The sequence below is a fragment of the Elizabethkingia sp. YR214 genome, assembly GCF_003058195.1.
Lineage (GTDB): Bacteria > Bacteroidota > Bacteroidia > Flavobacteriales > Weeksellaceae > Elizabethkingia.
Genome location: NZ_QBUH01000001.1, coordinates 467,763 through 483,000 on the forward strand (window position 1 = coordinate 467,763; position 15,238 = coordinate 483,000).

Sequence of the window (15,238 nt, forward strand, 5' to 3'; positions counted from 1 at the left end):
AAGATTAAATATGAGTAAAAATGAGCTTATTTTTTTTCCACAATTCCTAACGCTACAACAGTATAACACATTCTTTTTTTTTCTTTTATAAAATTTAATTGTTAAAATCTGTGAATGCATTGTTGATTTCTCGTTTGCCGTTTTTCTTTTTTTTTCGTTGAGATGTCCTACATTTGTGCAAATAAGTTTTGTATATGAAAAGCATTAATGAATTTAATTTTTCAGGAAAGAGAGCATTGATCCGTGTGGATTTTAATGTTCCCCAGAATGAAGAAGGCAAGGTTACTGATAATACCAGAATTGTAGCTGCCAAACCAACTATTGATAAAGTCCTGAATGATGGTGGATCAGTTATACTGATGACGCATCTTGGAAGACCAAAAGGGCAAAAAGATCCTAAATTTTCTCTTGAAGCAATCGTTGATGAAGTTTCTTCTGTGTTAGGAAGGCCGGTTAAATTTGCAAAGGATTGTATTGGTGCTATTGCTGAACAAGCTGTAGCTGAATTAAAGCCTGGAGAAGTTCTTCTTTTAGAAAATCTAAGATATTATAACGAGGAAGAAGAAGGAAATAAAGACTTTGCTGGCCAGTTAGCAAAACTTGGTGATATTTATATTAATGACGCATTTGGTACAGCTCACCGTAAACATGCTTCTACAGCTGTTATTGCTGAATTTTTCCCTGAAAACAAAACTTTTGGTTTCTTAATGGCTCAGGAACTTGACGCTATTGATAAAGTTCTTCATAATGGAGAAAGACCAATTACTGCAATATTAGGTGGATCCAAAGTTTCCTCTAAAATTACTATTATCGAAAATATTCTTCCGGCTGTTGATAATCTTATTATTGGTGGTGGAATGGCTTTTACATTTATTAAAGCAAAAGGAGGACATATTGGTAATTCTCTTGTAGAAGATGATAAACAAGAACTGGCTCTGCAAATTTTAAAGAGTGCTGTAGAAAATAATGTTAAGGTTTATCTTCCAATAGATGTTATAGCGGCTAAAGAATTTAGTAACGATGCTGAATCAAAACAATTTGATGCATATGATATTCCAGAAGGATGGATGGGACTTGATGCTGGAGAGAAAACTTCAGAGAAATTTAATGATGTTGTTCTTTCTTCCAAAACAATTTTATGGAATGGACCGCTTGGCGTTTTTGAAATGCCAAATTTTGCAAACGGAACAATCAAGTTAGGCGATAGTATTGCGGAAGCGACAAAACTTAATGCCTTTTCTCTAGTTGGAGGAGGAGACAGTGTTGCTTTTGCTAAACAATACGGATATGACGAAAAAGTTTCTTACGTTTCCACAGGAGGTGGAGCAATGCTAGAAAGTTTGGAAGGAAAAGAACTTCCAGGAGTTGCTGCTATCAGAAATTAATTTATGAAATTTTGCAATTTGCTAAATATAGAATCCCTCAATTCTGAAGGATTCTATTCATGAAAATATTTTGTGGTAACTATCTACTTTTTCAAATTTTTCTTTATTAGTAATTTTTAGTTATAAAGAGATAAGATAATTATGACAAAATTTATTTTTTGAAATTTGTTAAAAATTCCCAGATCAATAAAAAATTTGTATAAAGTTCTCATAGATAATTTTATTCAGAAAGAATTTAGATAGGAAGGGTAGGGGGATGATTGTCACAAGTCAGGATTCAGATTTCGAGAATTACAAATCTGTTCTTGAAAAAATGAAAGAAGGAAATTTTCCTTTTCATTCAGTTATTGAAATTGTTCCAAAGGAATCCAATCCAATAATTGATCCCGATATATTTTATTTTTCAAACAACAGAAAAGGAGCAAATTGAAAGTGTTAAAAAAACTTATGGATTTCTAAAATAGAATTTTATATTTACTGAGTTTAATAAAATAAAAAGAGCAAAATATTAGATTTTGCTCTTTTTTATTCAAAATCGACCTTCAGAAACGGGTCTTATTTCTATTTTCTATATTTTTTCGATAATGTATATCAAGGAAGAAAAATCACCGGTTTTTGATGCTTTACTGTTGGAAATTGCTCCACGAATTCCTCCTTTTAACCAGGAAAATGAATTTTTCTTATACTTTTCACTTATTATAGAGATATAATAGGAATCGAGTAGGAGAGGGCTAATTTTTTTTAACGACCATCTTTCATTATTGAAAATAGATTTTATTCCTTCTTTAGAAAAATGAAAAATGTGACGTGGAACATCATAAGCTGCCCAATATTCTTTGTAATATTCAGCATCGTGACTTTTGTAATTTGGAACAGCTATTATCAACTTTCCTTTTGGCTTAATTTTTTTGTAAACTTCCTCTAAGAATTCTTCATAATTGTCAATATGTTCAAAGACATGCCATAAGGTCATTGCATCTAAAGAGTAATCTTCGATTTCAGAAAGATTATTTTTAATATTCGCTTCTCCTGTTTTTTGTTTTGCAGCATTTCGGGCACTTTCATTTGGTTCTATGCCATTTATTTCATAGCTGTTTTTTATAAAATTCAAAAATTCTCCGGCCCCGCATCCGTAATCCAAGATCTTGTTTCCTGTTTTTACTTCTGTATCTAAAATAGATTTTTTATATTTTAAATTGAATTGTTGAAAGAATTTATAAATCTTTGTTTTTAAAGATTTGTCTTCCTGATGATGCGAAATGTACTCTTTGCTTTCGTAATATTTTGATAAATTTTCGGGAACAGGAAATGTTTTCAGGATTCCTGCCGAAATTTCTCTTACTTCAAATTCTTCCTGAGTGAGGAATAAATCTTTTATTTTCATCTAAAAAATCTTCTTTATACAAACATATAGAAAAAATTAAAACAACCATAACTTATGATTGTTTTAATAGTATTTTTCGTTAATGTTTCACGTGAAACATATATAATTATCTACCAAGAAAAATAAGCAGAATATTTATATCAGCAGGGGAGACCCCACTAATTCTTCCTGCTTGTGCAATTGTTTCAGGACGAACAGAAGATAGCTTTTGTTTAGCTTCTGCTGAAAGGCTGTTTACTTTTGAATAATCAAAATTTTTAGGAATTTTTATATTTTCAAGTCTATACAGCTTGGCAACATTTTCCTTTTCTTTATCTATATATCCCTTGTATTTTATATTGATTTCAGCTTGTTCTCTTACCTCGTCTGTATATTCCGCAGCCTTATTCTTGATCTCCTCTATAGCACAAAGCTTATTAAGGTCTATATTAGGCCTTGTTAGTATTTGCGCTGCTCTAAAGCTTTGATTTACAGGACTTGAATTATTCTCTTCCAGAATTGGGTTTATGTCATCTACTTTTACAGAAGTAGCCTTAAGAAATTCTTCCAGCTCTGAACTTTTAGCTATCTTATTCTCAACCTTTTGAAGCCTTTCATCGGAAGCTAAACCTAGTTTATGAGCTTTTTCTGTAAGTCTGATATCTGCATTATCCTGGCGGAGTAGGAGACGGTATTCAGCTCGAGAGGTAAACATCCTGTATGGTTCTTCTGTACCTTTTGTAATTAGATCATCTACCAATACACCTATATAAGCCTCGTCTCTACTTAGTATAAATTCCTCTTTATCAAAGACTTTGTTATGGGCATTTATACCAGCAATTAAACCTTGTCCTGCGGCTTCTTCATAACCTGTAGTACCATTGATCTGACCTGCGAAATATAGATTGTCAATTAGCTTGGTTTCTAAAGTATGCTTTAATTGAGTTGGTGGAAAGTAGTCATATTCAATAGCATATCCTGGTCTGAATACCTTTACATTCTCAAATCCCGGAATATGACGCATTGCTTTAATCTGTACATCTTCCGGTAGGGAAGAACTGAAGCCATTTACGTATATTTCTATAGTATTCCATCCTTCAGGTTCTACAAACAATTGATGTCTGTTTCTTTCCGCGAAACGGTTAATCTTATCTTCAATACTTGGGCAGTATCTTGGTCCTATACTTTGAATAGTTCCGTTGAACATCGGAGATCTGTCAAAACCAGATCTTAGAATATCATGAACAATTTCATTAGTATAAGTAATGTGACAACTTCTTTGTTCTTTTAATTTAGGAGTATCCAGATAAGAGAATTTCTGAGGATTTTCATCACCTGGTTGCTCTTCCATTTTAGAATAATCTAAGCTTCTTCCGTCTATGCGGGGTGGGGTACCGGTTTTCATTCTTCCGGCATCAAATCCTAAGCTTTCCAATTGCTCCGTAATTCCGAAAGCTCTTGGTTCACCCATTCTTCCTCCACCTAGTTGCTTGTCTCCAACATGGATTAATCCATTTAGGAAAGTTCCGTTTGTTAGAACAACTGCTTTAGCCTTTATTTCTATTCCTAAAGAAGTAACAACACCTGCTACTTTATTGTTTTCAATAATTAGACTTTTTACCATATCCTGGAAAAAATCCAGATTAGGTGTCTGCTCCAGCATTGATCTCCATTCTGATGCGAAAAGCATTCTGTCATTTTGTGTTCTTGGAGACCACATTGCAGGTCCTTTAGAGAGATTAAGCATTTTGAATTGTATTGCACTTTTATCTGCTACAATCCCGGAGTATCCTCCCATTGCGTCTATCTCTCTTACGATTTGTCCTTTGGCTATACCTCCCATAGCCGGGTTGCAGCTCATCTGTCCGATGGTTTGCATATTCATTGTAACCAATAAAGTTTTTGATCCTAAATTGGCTGCAGCGGCTGCAGCTTCACTACCAGCGTGACCTGCTCCGACTACTATTACATCATATATTTGATCGATCATTTTTGAAATTGTTTCACGTGAAACATTTAGTATTTTTCTATGTAATAATCCTCCTTAGATCGCATTATTTTTTGCTCTTCCTCTGTTTTGTCTTTGTAACCACAAAGGTGTAAAATACCATGAGCTAACACACGATTTAATTCTTCTTCCTGCTTTGTTTCGAGCATGGATGCATTATCTAAAACGCGCTGCAAAGATAAGAAAATATCACCGGATATTATTTTGCCTTTACAATAATCGAAAGTAATAATATCAGTATAATAATCATGATCCAAATACTGGCGGTTTATCTCCAAAAGATATTCATCATTACATAAAATATAATTAATATCTCCTAGTTTTTTACCTTCTTCCAGGATTAGTTGTTCTAACCATTTTGCTCTCTTTTCTTCATCCGAAACAGGAGCTACGTTTTCATAAAAATAATTTATCATAAATTTTTGTTGACAGTTGAAAGGGGTGGTGTAGGGGGTGCTTACGATTGTATAATATTCTAAAACCAATGTCCTAAAACTACATTGAAAATTCCCTTGCCTCCCTGATTAAGTGGCTGGCTATAATTAAGCTTAATTTGTCCGAAAGGAGAACTGTACCCGGCGGTAAGTCCTACAGAATTATTTCTGAAGCTTAAGAATTCTGTATTTTTAATATTCGGAAAAAGGCTTGCTGTATTATAGCTAGCAATAAGATAATAATTTTTCAGTATTCGGTACTGAAAACTATTCGTTATACGAAGTACATTGTTATCTGTTTTTTGTCCAAACTGATATCCATCGAATGAAACAAAAGAACCTAAATTTTGTTCAAATATTCCACCTAATCTGTACTTGTAAAATTCCGGAACTTCTCCGAATGTTACACCCATAAATCCAGAAACTCTGTAAGTAAGTCTTTCTGAAAATTTAATATTCAGTTTTACATTCCCGGAGACCTGCGCACCTTTATCTTCGATTTGTTTGTCTTTGAATAAGTCTAAAGCTTTTGCCTGAATATCTATATAAATACCTCTTGTTGGAAATTCTGTATTATCCTGCGTATCACTTTTAATAAAGATATAAGGATTGTAGTAATGGAATGTATTCTTATTGGTTCCCATTTTCTTATTGAATATATCATAACTCAATCCTCCACCGATAGCATACCTGTCTTTCCATACAGACTGAATATAAATTTCATTCCGGAACCAATTCCAGTTTTGATACACATTCGCATCCTGGTCTTTTAAGTCAAGTTTCATTCCTGAAGAAAAAATACCAAAGCCTGGAATATATCCGTTATCCATTAGATAATTGAAATAATAGCGTGGCTTATCTCCAAATACAACGTCTAAACTTGCATTGGAGTTTTTAAATAAAGCTCTTTTTGCAGTAAGGTTTGCCAATAGACCAGTTTTGAAAACTTCATCATAATGAAGTCCAAATTTCATGAATATCCGGTTCTGATCTTCAGCTACATTTAGCTTCAGAATATTTCTTCCATTTTCATTTACAATGTCATAATTGATGAAGCTGTAATTGTTTGTCGCATATAGCTGATCAATTTTACTATTGATATTGCTATAGGTATACCGGGAAGGGATTTTAAGGCCCATTTTACCCTTGATATAGTCTTTGTTATATATATTGTCGTTTTCTATCTCGAAACCGTCTATTTTGTATACTTCTGACAGTATTATTTTTTTGTTTATTACAACCGGGGCTTCCTTTTTTGGTAATTGCCTCAGAATACCGGAATAACGTAATGTTTCTTCATAACCTGCTTTAATGGTTTTGTCTTTTTCTTCAAAGCTGGTAACATTAACTCCGGTAAGGACAGGTTGAATATTAATGTCTGTATAGGGTAATTGTTTTCTGGTTTCTTTAGAAATACCAAATGTGATAATCTGATTGAGAATAGATACAATATTATTTAGTTGATCCCTTTTTTCAAATCCCTGGTCAAGATTTACCCCAATTACAATGTCCATTCCTTTCTTTTTTAATGGGCCGGAAGGATAGTTAATTGTTATACCACCGTCAACATAAAGACTATCTCCAATTTTTACAGGATCCAAAAGCCCGGGGAAAGCAGAACTTGCCATTATAGCTTGAGATAAATCTCCGGTTTCAAGTTGCTTTACACCTCCGGTTTCAATATTGGTTGCTATACAAAAGAAGGGTATAGGAAGTTTGCTGAAGTCCTGAACGGAAGAATAGTTCTGAAATAATTCTTTGAACATCGCCAGGTTTTTCTGACCTGAAGAAATACTTGAAGGTAATACTACTTTACCCTTTTGTATTGGGATTTTCAAAAGATATTTATCGACATTTTTACTGAAAAATGAGGTTTGCTGGCGTGGACTGGAACTGCTCAATACATTATAAAAGTCTGTATTCAGGATAATGTTTTCGATATCTTTTCCTGTGTATCCGGTTGCATATAATCCTCCGATAATTGCACCCATGCTGGTTCCGCCAATATAATCTACTTTAACACCCATAGAGTCCAAAACTTTTAGAACTCCTATATGGGCAAAGCCTTTTGCACCACCACCACTTAGTGATAATCCTATCTTTGGATGCGGAGGGATAACTAAGTTTTCTTTAACCTGAGAATAGCTAAAGATGCTTATAATAACCCCAAGAAAAAGAAATAGTTTTTTCATCCCTATATTGTATTTAATTTTATCGATGAAATTCAGAAAATTACTTTATTTCATCAGTCTTTTATATATATTCTTTTTACACGTCTCGAAACTGAAGTTAGCACTTCGTAAGGAATAGTCTGACAATATTCAGCAAATTTTTCCAGACTTGGATTTCCATTGAAGATAATAACATCATCACCTTCTTCTATAGGATCATTGCCAATGTCTACCATCAGCATATCCATACATACATTTCCCTGGATTGGATAAAGCTTTCCTTTAATGCCAACAAAGCCTTTTCCGTTACTTAGTAATCGTGGTATACCATCAGCATATCCAACAGCTATTGTCGCAATATTAGTATCATTTTCAGCTTTAAATCTTCTGTTATAACCTAATGATTCTCCGGGGTGTAGTGGAGAAATTTGAGTAATAACAGTTTTAAAACATACAGCACTTTGTAATAAGGGTTTTATAGCTGGGTTTGTTGTATAGCCAATCATCCCGATACCAATTCTTACCATGTCAAACTGATATTCGGTATAATTGGTAATTCCTGGTGAATTTAGACAATGTCTTAATGGTTTGTCTTCTGTTCGGGCTAATAGATAGTCTGAATTGTCCGTATATAGCTTTATCTGGGCTAAAGTATATTCTCTTTCTTCAGGATCGTCTGCAGAAGAAAGATGTGTGAAAATACTGGCTATTCTGAGGTTATTTTCCTTAATTTTAAGAAGGAGATCATCCAGATCTTCTCTTCGAAAGCCTAAACGATGCATACCTGTTTCCAATTTTATATGGATGGGATATCTTTCATGGATTCCTTTTTTTCTTAAAGCTTTAAGAAAAAGATCTAAAACTTTGAAACTATAGATTTCCGGTTCCAACTGATAATCGATAATAGTATCATAACTATTAAGCTCCGGATTCATTACCATAATAGGTAGGGTCACTTTATTTTTTCTTAGGTCAACACCTTCATCTGCATAGGCGACACCCAGATAATTGATATTATGATGTTGTAGAAATTCTGCAATTTCATAACCGCCTAATCCATAAGAGTAGGCTTTTACCATAGCCATCATTTTAGTTTCCGGCTTTAAAAAGCTTCTGTGGACATTGATGTTATGCAGAATAGCATTTAGATTTACTTCCAGAACTGTATCATGTGATTGAAGTTCTAATTCTTTTTTCAGAATTTCAAGTTCAAATTTACGAGCCCCTTTCAATAAAATTAATGAATTTTCAATACTATTAAATTCTTGATCTTCAATTAATTCTTGAATGTTATCGAAAGAAAAAGTTTTAGAATTAAATAAATGAGCAAACTTTGTTATTTCTGTTCCTATCAGGTATACTTTACCTAACGAATGTTCGTTAACTAAACCTGCAACGGTATGATATAGATGTTCAGATTGATCTTTTACATCATGTATATCTGTAAGAACTAATACCTTTTGTGATTTATTTCCATACTGGTTTAATGTACTCAATGCTATTTTTAGTGAATCGAGATCCAGATTATAAGAATCATTGATAATAAGGTTGTCTCTTTCTCCTTTAATGCTTTCCATTCGCATTTCCACAGCCTGCAAATTGTTGAGTTTATCAACAATTTTTGAATGTGGGATTTTTAGAAAATTAAGAACAGCAATAACAGCCAATGCATTGTGCAGAGTAGCCTGATCCCGATTGGTAAAAGGAATCTGAATATAACCATCTAAAACCTTGATATTAAAGGCTTCTTTTTGATCTATTGGGCTTTCAATTAAAATATCGTTTGATATATATAAACCATAAGAAATCAGAGTTTTATTGTTGTATAAACTCTGTATTTTGGATTTTATCAAAGGATGGTCACCATTATAAATGATCACTTCTGATCTTTCAAAAAGCTTTAGTTTTTCATTCAGAAGCTGTTCTTCATTTTCAAAATATTCTGAATGGGCAGAGCCAAGATGTGTGAATACTCCAATATGGGGTGAAAACACTTCAGCTTGTTTTTCCATTTCGTGTGGCTTGGAAATTCCAACTTCAAAAATTCCCAGTTCATCATCATTATTAGCTTGGAGAATAGATAAGGGAAGTCCTATCTGGGAGTTATAACTTTTTGGACTTTTTACAACTCTCATTTCATCCCACAAACATTGATATAACCACTCTTTTACAATAGTCTTACCATTACTTCCGGTAACCCCAATGGTTTTAATATTTAGATTTTGTAAATGATGATGTGCTAACTGTCTAAGAAAATTCTGCGTATCAGAAGTTAAGATCCAGGTTATATCCTGCCCGGAAGTTTCATATATTTCATCAGCTATAATTACTTTTATTCCTTTCTCTATAGCTTCTTTAATGTATTTGGAACCATTATTTTTCTGAGTCTTTAGAGCAATGAAGGCATTATTTTTTGAAGAAAAAATAAGCCTGCTGTCGAAAATCAATTGTTCAACAACTTCATTTTTATTTCCGGTAATCCGGGAGTTGGTCATTGAAGCTAACTCCTGTGCAGTATATTTCATTTATTTTTCTCTTGCTTTTGCATCTCTTCCCAAAAGATACGGCGGCTAACAGCTTCATAGCTGTCTGTTTCTCCTAGCTGAACCAAATCTTTGCTGGCAGATGTTCTTAATGAATAATTGGCTAAATTTCCTGTTCTTTTACAAATGGCATGAACTTTTGTAACGTATTCGGCTGTTGCCATGAGATTAGGCATAGGACCAAAAGGGCGACCCATAAAGTCCATATCCAGTCCGGCAATAACGACTCTTGTACCGCTATTGGCCAACTGATTGGCAACTTCTACAACGCTTTCATCAAAAAATTGTGCTTCATCAATACCCACAACATCACAATTGGATCCCAGTAACAGAATTTCATTAGGAGTATCTACGGCTGTACTCCGGATTTTATTATCGTTGTGTGAAACGATATCTTCATCGGAGTAACGAACATCAATTTTTGGTTTAAAAATTTCTACTTGCTGACCAGCCATTTCTGCTCTGCGCAGACGCCTAATTAGCTCTTCCGTTTTACCGGAAAACATTGAGCCACATATCACTTCCATCCACCCGCTTTGCTTGGCGTGGTTAATTGTATTTTCTAAAAACATTTGTTAACTTAGCACATATTATTCCACATCAAAATTACATAAAATAATGATGCAAAACTCTCATGACATTCAGGACAGGATCCTTGAAGATGTAAAAAAAATTGCCTCTGATATAGCTGTTGTTGATTCAACAGCAGGATTAATTACTAATTATCAGAAAGTTCAGGAGCTATATGAAAAAGTAGCTTTTCTGAAAATGCTGGAAGTAGAAAGTATTGATATCCATCAGAGAAAAAATGAATTGGAAGCTATGATTGAAGCTAATCCTACTCATGATAAATCTGAAGAGGCTCTTGAAAAAGAAAGAGAGGTAGAAACTGAATTTGAAGAAGATCTTACTAAAGATGAAGCTTCTGTAGAAATTGCAGAAATTACTGATGAAGAGATACCAACAGAAAAAGTAAATGTTGTGATTCCGAAAACAGAGAATATCATAGAAAATGATTATTCTGAGGAAGAAGAATATGTAAATACTTTGGAAGAAAATCAAGATGAGACACCTGAAGAGATAGTGATAGAAGAGGAACAAACCGAAACTGTTGCTGAAACTGAAGAAGTCTCTGAAGAACCTAAAGAAGATACAACAATAACTGAGACCGAGGCAGAACCTGTAATTACTGATACAGCAGAAGAAGAAGTTTTGAATGAAACAGAGACCACTGAGGAAACTGTTTCAACAGAAGAAGAACATGCTGATGAGGAGAAAGAAGTTGAAAAAGAACCGGAATATCAAATTAAAGAATTATTTGTAAGAGAAGAGGAAGGTTCCGAACATTTGGATGAAGAAGCAGCTCATAAAGTAAAGCTGGCTTCTATTAAGGGATTAAAACCAATTTCCAGAGAAGAAATAACAAATATTACAGAAAATAGCGAGGTACCTGAGAAGGTAAATGAATATGTAAATACAGAAGAAAATACTGCATTTACACCAACAAATGCTAATACATCGGTTCAGATAGGTCAATTCAGACTGGATCTGAACGACAGAATGGCATTCCTGAAAAAATTATTCAATAACGATGAAGTAGAAATGAAATACGTATTAGAAAGATTAAATGAGGCCCGGACTTTAGATGATGCAAAAGAATACCTTAGCGATCTGTACTATGACAGAGATTGGAAACCGGTAGACGAGTATGCACAAAGATTATGGTCGCTAGTAGAAAGCCGTTTTAGATAATGAGTGGCATATTATATTTTGTACCAACACCCGTAGGTAATCTGGAGGATATGACTTTCAGAGCAATAAAAGTTTTAAAAGATGTCGATTATATACTTTGTGAAGATACCCGTACTTCAGGGATTCTTCTTAAACATTATGAGATATCGAAGCCGCTGAAATCTTATCATTTGCATAACGAACATCAGGCTACAGAGAAAGTTGTTCAGGATCTTAAAAATGGACAGAATATAGCTATTATTACTGATGCCGGGACTCCCGGAATATCGGATCCTGGTTATCTTCTGGCAAAAGCAGGACGGGATAATGATATTGAGATGATCTGTCTTCCCGGAGCTACGGCTTTTGTTCCTGCATTAGTTGTTTCAGGACTTCCTAATCACGACTTCTATTTCGCTGGATTTTTGCCACAGAAAAAAGGGCGTCAGACCAAACTAAAGCAACTGGCTGAAGAGAAAAAAACAATTGTTCTTTATGAAAGCCCACATAAGATTAATACCACACTGGAACAAATAAAAGAATTTTTTGGTGAACAAACACAAGTAAGTCTAAGCCGTGAAATTTCCAAAAAATTTGAGGAAACTAAGCGCGGGACTATTGATGAACTAATAGAGTTTTCTAAAAGTAAAACGCTAAAAGGAGAAATTGTTCTTATTGTAAATAATTCGGTATAAATGTGAGAAAGAATTTATCTTTTATTTCAGCATTCTTCTGGTTGATTGGATTTTCCCAAAGCGATCTGAAGCTGCAATATGATTTAAGAGATAAATTAAAACTCGATATTGACCGGTTTGAAGGAGGATATGCAGTTTTCAAAAAAGGAAATTTTTCAGGGATTATAGATTCCACTGGAACTGTAACGCTACAGCCTGTAAATGGAAATTTGGCACCCTTTAGAAAAGGTTATTTTTTTCATTATACCGGGGAAAGTAATAATAGAAAAGTCGGATTGATAGATTTCAAGGGAGATTATAAAATCCCTTTGGACAATTATGATTTTGGTTTATCCTGGAATAGTGAGAACGGTTACTTGGTTGTTTCCAAAAATAAAAAGTTTGGACTAGTCAATTATCTTACCGAAAAGCCCGAATTAGATTTTCTTTATGATTCTATTGAATATGCCGGAGAAAGCATATTTTTTGTGAAAAAGAACAATAAATGGGCTATTTACAATCCCGAAAAAGGATTTGTTTCTGATTTCGTTTATCAAAGAAATTCATATTTTAATAAAGATGAGTCCTGTGTTCAAGTGGCCCCGGATAAGTATTTTTTAGTTGATAAAGAGAATAAAATTCTTTTAAAATCAAAATATGAGCTAATCAATACTGAAGCAAATAACGACTATTTTGTATGCCTGGACAGAAATATAGATAAAGAAGGACTAATAGATTCTGAAGGAAAAGAAGTTCTGCCATTAGAATATTCGCATATCACTATTTATGGAGATTATGCTATTATGGACAAAAGCAATACCCAGTTTTTTCTATTTAATTTAAAAACTAAAGAGAATAAGAAAATTAAAGCAGGGAGCATTGCTTTTTTGTTTAACAAATACTTTTTATTGAATGTAAAGAATCAGGAATTTATTATTGATGATTCCCTGAATAAGATTGTTAATGAAAGCTTTGACAGAATCTCTTTTATTTCAACAGATAAATTACAGTATCTTATTACCGAAAAAAATAAAATAAATAACCTGTTGAATAAGAATTTTCAACAGATTTTTTCTGAAGGTTTTACTATTTACGCATTGGATGAAAACCAGTTGGTGGTTAAAAACAAAATTGGTTATCAACGCCTGGAATGGAATACATGGAAAACGGAACCTTTAAATTTTGATGAAATTTCGCCAGCATTTGATCCTTTCTTTTTTCGAACACAGAAGAATACCGGCTTGATTGCTAGAAAGGGTGGAAAATATGGTTTTATTGAATTCAGCGGGAAAGAGATTTTGCCGTTTGTATATGAAGAAATTGCCGGCTTTAGGAACAACATGACTTTTGTGGCCAAACTGAACGGTAAATATGGTCTTATCAACAATAGAAATGAAATTATAAGACCTTTTATATATGATTCTTACGCATTTAGTAAAGAATATATGTACCTTTCGGATAAAGGAAAAAAAGAAATAATATCTACTTTAAATTAAAATAAGCACAATTCTTTAAAATGAAAACTGCCACTATTCGCAGTCTTAAAAATTGAATAGTAACTCAGAAAAAACTAATACCCAAAAGCTATGCTAAAAAAAACATTATTAACAGTATTACTGGGAAGTGCACTTCTTGGCTTTTCCCAGCAAAAGTATCAGCCGACACAAACAAACCTAAAAGCAAGAACCGAGTTCCAGGATGAAAAATTCGGAATGTTTATCCATTTTGGATTATACAGTGAATTGGGAAGAGGAGAGTGGGTCATGAATAATGACAAAATTCCGGTTAATGATTACGCTAAACTTAAAGACTTTTTCAATCCTGTAGGGTTCAATGCTAAAGAATATGTTTCTATGGCTAAGAATGCTGGTGTAAAGTACATTACTTTAGTTACACGCCACCATGATGGATTTAGTATGTGGAACACAAAGTATTCGGATTTTAATATTATGAATACCCCCTTCAAAAGGGATTTGGTAAAAGAATTAGCCGATGAATGCCATAAACAAGGAGTGAAAATAGCATTCTATTATTCGCTTCTGGACTGGACAAGAACAGATTATTCATACTGGACAGGCAGAACAGGTAAAGGAACCGGACGTACCGAAAAAGGAAACTGGAATGATTATATTCAGTTTATGAAAAACCAGCTGACGGAGCTTTTAACTAATTATGGAGAAGTTTCAGGAATATGGTTTGATGGTTACTGGGATCAGATGGAAGAAGAGAAAGCAGGCAGAAGTGAGAAAACATATTTGGACTGGAAAATGCCGGAGATTTATGAGCTTATACATAAGCTGCAGCCACAATGTCTTGTAGGGAATAATCACCACATTACACCATTGGATGGTGAAGATTTTCAGATGTTTGAAAGAGATATTCCCGGACAAAATGAACATGGACTAAGTTTCCAGAAGCCTTCTCAGCTTCCTTTGGAAACCTGTGCTACACTTAACGATTCCTGGGGATTCGATTTGAAAGACAACAAAAACAAAACATTCAGACAGTTTCTGAATCTGTTGGTAAATGCTGCAGGAAGTAATGCCAATTTACTAATGAATATAGGCCCTATGCCTAATGGTAAAGTTCCTCAACCCTTTATTAATTCTTTTAGCGAAATGGGAGACTGGATGAAGGTCTATGGCGAAAGTATTTATGGTACCAGAGGGGGCTATCTTGCGCTTCAGAAATGGGGAGCTATTACTCAGAAACCTGGAAAAATATACGTTCACATACTTAAAAATAATGAGGGAAAGGCAATTACTCTCGAAAAATTTCCATTTAAAAAGATTAATTCCGCATATTTGCTGAAAGATAAAAAAACTATAAAGTATACTTTAAAGAATAATACTTTAACGTTTGACAGCTATACCGTGGATGATCAGAATCCCGATGCTGTGATAGTTTTTGAAGGAAAATAAACATACAT

General features: G+C 33.8%; 11 protein-coding genes. 5 read left to right on the plus strand and 6 right to left on the minus strand.

Annotated features, from left to right (window positions below; translation table 11 throughout):
- The first annotated feature begins 194 nt into the window (after positions 1-194).
- Positions 195-1,385, plus strand: a complete 1,191-nt coding sequence (gene pgk, locus C8J95_RS02105) for a phosphoglycerate kinase (protein ID WP_107807405.1) — start codon at positions 195-197, stop codon at positions 1,383-1,385.
- 568 nt (positions 1,386-1,953) lie between these two features.
- Here pgk and C8J95_RS02110 read toward each other — a convergent pair.
- The 6 genes from C8J95_RS02110 to C8J95_RS02135 form a co-directional block, all read right to left on the minus strand.
- A complete protein-coding gene (locus C8J95_RS02110) occupies positions 1,954-2,769 on the minus strand; it encodes a class I SAM-dependent methyltransferase (protein WP_107807406.1) in 816 nt (271 codons plus the stop codon).
- 106 nt (positions 2,770-2,875) lie between these two features.
- Positions 2,876-4,738 carry a tRNA uridine-5-carboxymethylaminomethyl(34) synthesis enzyme MnmG gene (gene mnmG / locus C8J95_RS02115; protein ID WP_107807407.1) on the minus strand — a complete coding sequence of 621 codons (1,863 nt, stop codon included), beginning with the start codon at positions 4,736-4,738 and terminating at the stop codon, positions 2,876-2,878.
- Between the two features lie 26 nt (positions 4,739-4,764).
- Positions 4,765-5,172 carry an rRNA maturation RNase YbeY gene (ybeY, locus tag C8J95_RS02120; RefSeq protein WP_107807408.1) on the minus strand — a complete coding sequence of 136 codons (408 nt, stop codon included), beginning with the start codon at positions 5,170-5,172 and terminating at the stop codon, positions 4,765-4,767.
- A 59-nt stretch (positions 5,173-5,231) separates the two neighbouring features.
- A complete protein-coding gene (locus C8J95_RS02125) occupies positions 5,232-7,382 on the minus strand; it encodes a patatin-like phospholipase family protein (protein WP_107807409.1) in 2,151 nt (716 codons plus the stop codon).
- Between the two features lie 53 nt (positions 7,383-7,435).
- Entirely contained in the window at positions 7,436-9,886 is a 2,451-nt protein-coding gene (locus C8J95_RS02130) for a bifunctional UDP-N-acetylmuramoyl-tripeptide:D-alanyl-D-alanine ligase/alanine racemase (protein WP_107807410.1), read from the minus strand.
- A complete protein-coding gene (locus tag C8J95_RS02135) occupies positions 9,883-10,476 on the minus strand; it encodes a thymidine kinase (RefSeq protein WP_024563852.1) in 594 nt (197 codons plus the stop codon). The genes C8J95_RS02130 and C8J95_RS02135 overlap by 4 nt, the downstream gene beginning before the upstream one ends.
- A gap of 46 nt (positions 10,477-10,522) precedes the next feature.
- Between C8J95_RS02135 and C8J95_RS02140 the strand changes: the two genes are divergently transcribed.
- From C8J95_RS02140 to C8J95_RS02155, 4 genes are all read left to right on the plus strand, one after another.
- The gene (locus C8J95_RS02140) at positions 10,523-11,656 is read left to right on the plus strand and encodes a hypothetical protein (RefSeq protein WP_107807411.1); all 1,134 of its coding nucleotides are present in this window, start codon (positions 10,523-10,525) and stop codon (positions 11,654-11,656) included.
- Positions 11,656-12,330, plus strand: a complete 675-nt coding sequence (gene rsmI, locus C8J95_RS02145; RefSeq protein ID WP_107807412.1) for a 16S rRNA (cytidine(1402)-2'-O)-methyltransferase — start codon at positions 11,656-11,658, stop codon at positions 12,328-12,330. The genes C8J95_RS02140 and rsmI overlap by 1 nt, the downstream gene beginning before the upstream one ends.
- Before the next feature lie 2 nt (positions 12,331-12,332).
- Positions 12,333-13,805: a WG repeat-containing protein gene (locus tag C8J95_RS02150; RefSeq protein ID WP_107807413.1), complete on the plus strand. Its 1,473-nt coding sequence runs from the start codon at positions 12,333-12,335 to the stop codon at positions 13,803-13,805.
- Between the two features lie 90 nt (positions 13,806-13,895).
- Positions 13,896-15,230, plus strand: coding sequence for an alpha-L-fucosidase (locus tag C8J95_RS02155; protein ID WP_107807414.1), 1,335 nt, complete (start codon positions 13,896-13,898; stop codon positions 15,228-15,230).
- Positions 15,231-15,238 lie beyond the last annotated feature (8 nt).

Coding starts and splice junctions, on each gene's coding strand:
- mnmG (WP_107807407.1), bottom strand. CDS start 4,738: ATGATCGATCAAATATATGATGTAATAGTAGTCGGAGCAGGTCACGCT.
- pgk (WP_107807405.1), top strand. CDS start 195: ATGAAAAGCATTAATGAATTTAATTTTTCAGGAAAGAGAGCATTGATC.
- C8J95_RS02135 (WP_024563852.1), bottom strand. CDS start 10,476: ATGTTTTTAGAAAATACAATTAACCACGCCAAGCAAAGCGGGTGGATG.
- C8J95_RS02110 (WP_107807406.1), bottom strand. CDS start 2,769: ATGAAAATAAAAGATTTATTCCTCACTCAGGAAGAATTTGAAGTAAGA.
- C8J95_RS02140 (WP_107807411.1), top strand. CDS start 10,523: ATGATGCAAAACTCTCATGACATTCAGGACAGGATCCTTGAAGATGTA.
- rsmI (WP_107807412.1), top strand. CDS start 11,656: ATGAGTGGCATATTATATTTTGTACCAACACCCGTAGGTAATCTGGAG.
- C8J95_RS02130 (WP_107807410.1), bottom strand. CDS start 9,886: ATGAAATATACTGCACAGGAGTTAGCTTCAATGACCAACTCCCGGATT.
- ybeY (WP_107807408.1), bottom strand. CDS start 5,172: ATGATAAATTATTTTTATGAAAACGTAGCTCCTGTTTCGGATGAAGAA.
- C8J95_RS02125 (WP_107807409.1), bottom strand. CDS start 7,382: ATGAAAAAACTATTTCTTTTTCTTGGGGTTATTATAAGCATCTTTAGC.
- C8J95_RS02155 (WP_107807414.1), top strand. CDS start 13,896: ATGCTAAAAAAAACATTATTAACAGTATTACTGGGAAGTGCACTTCTT.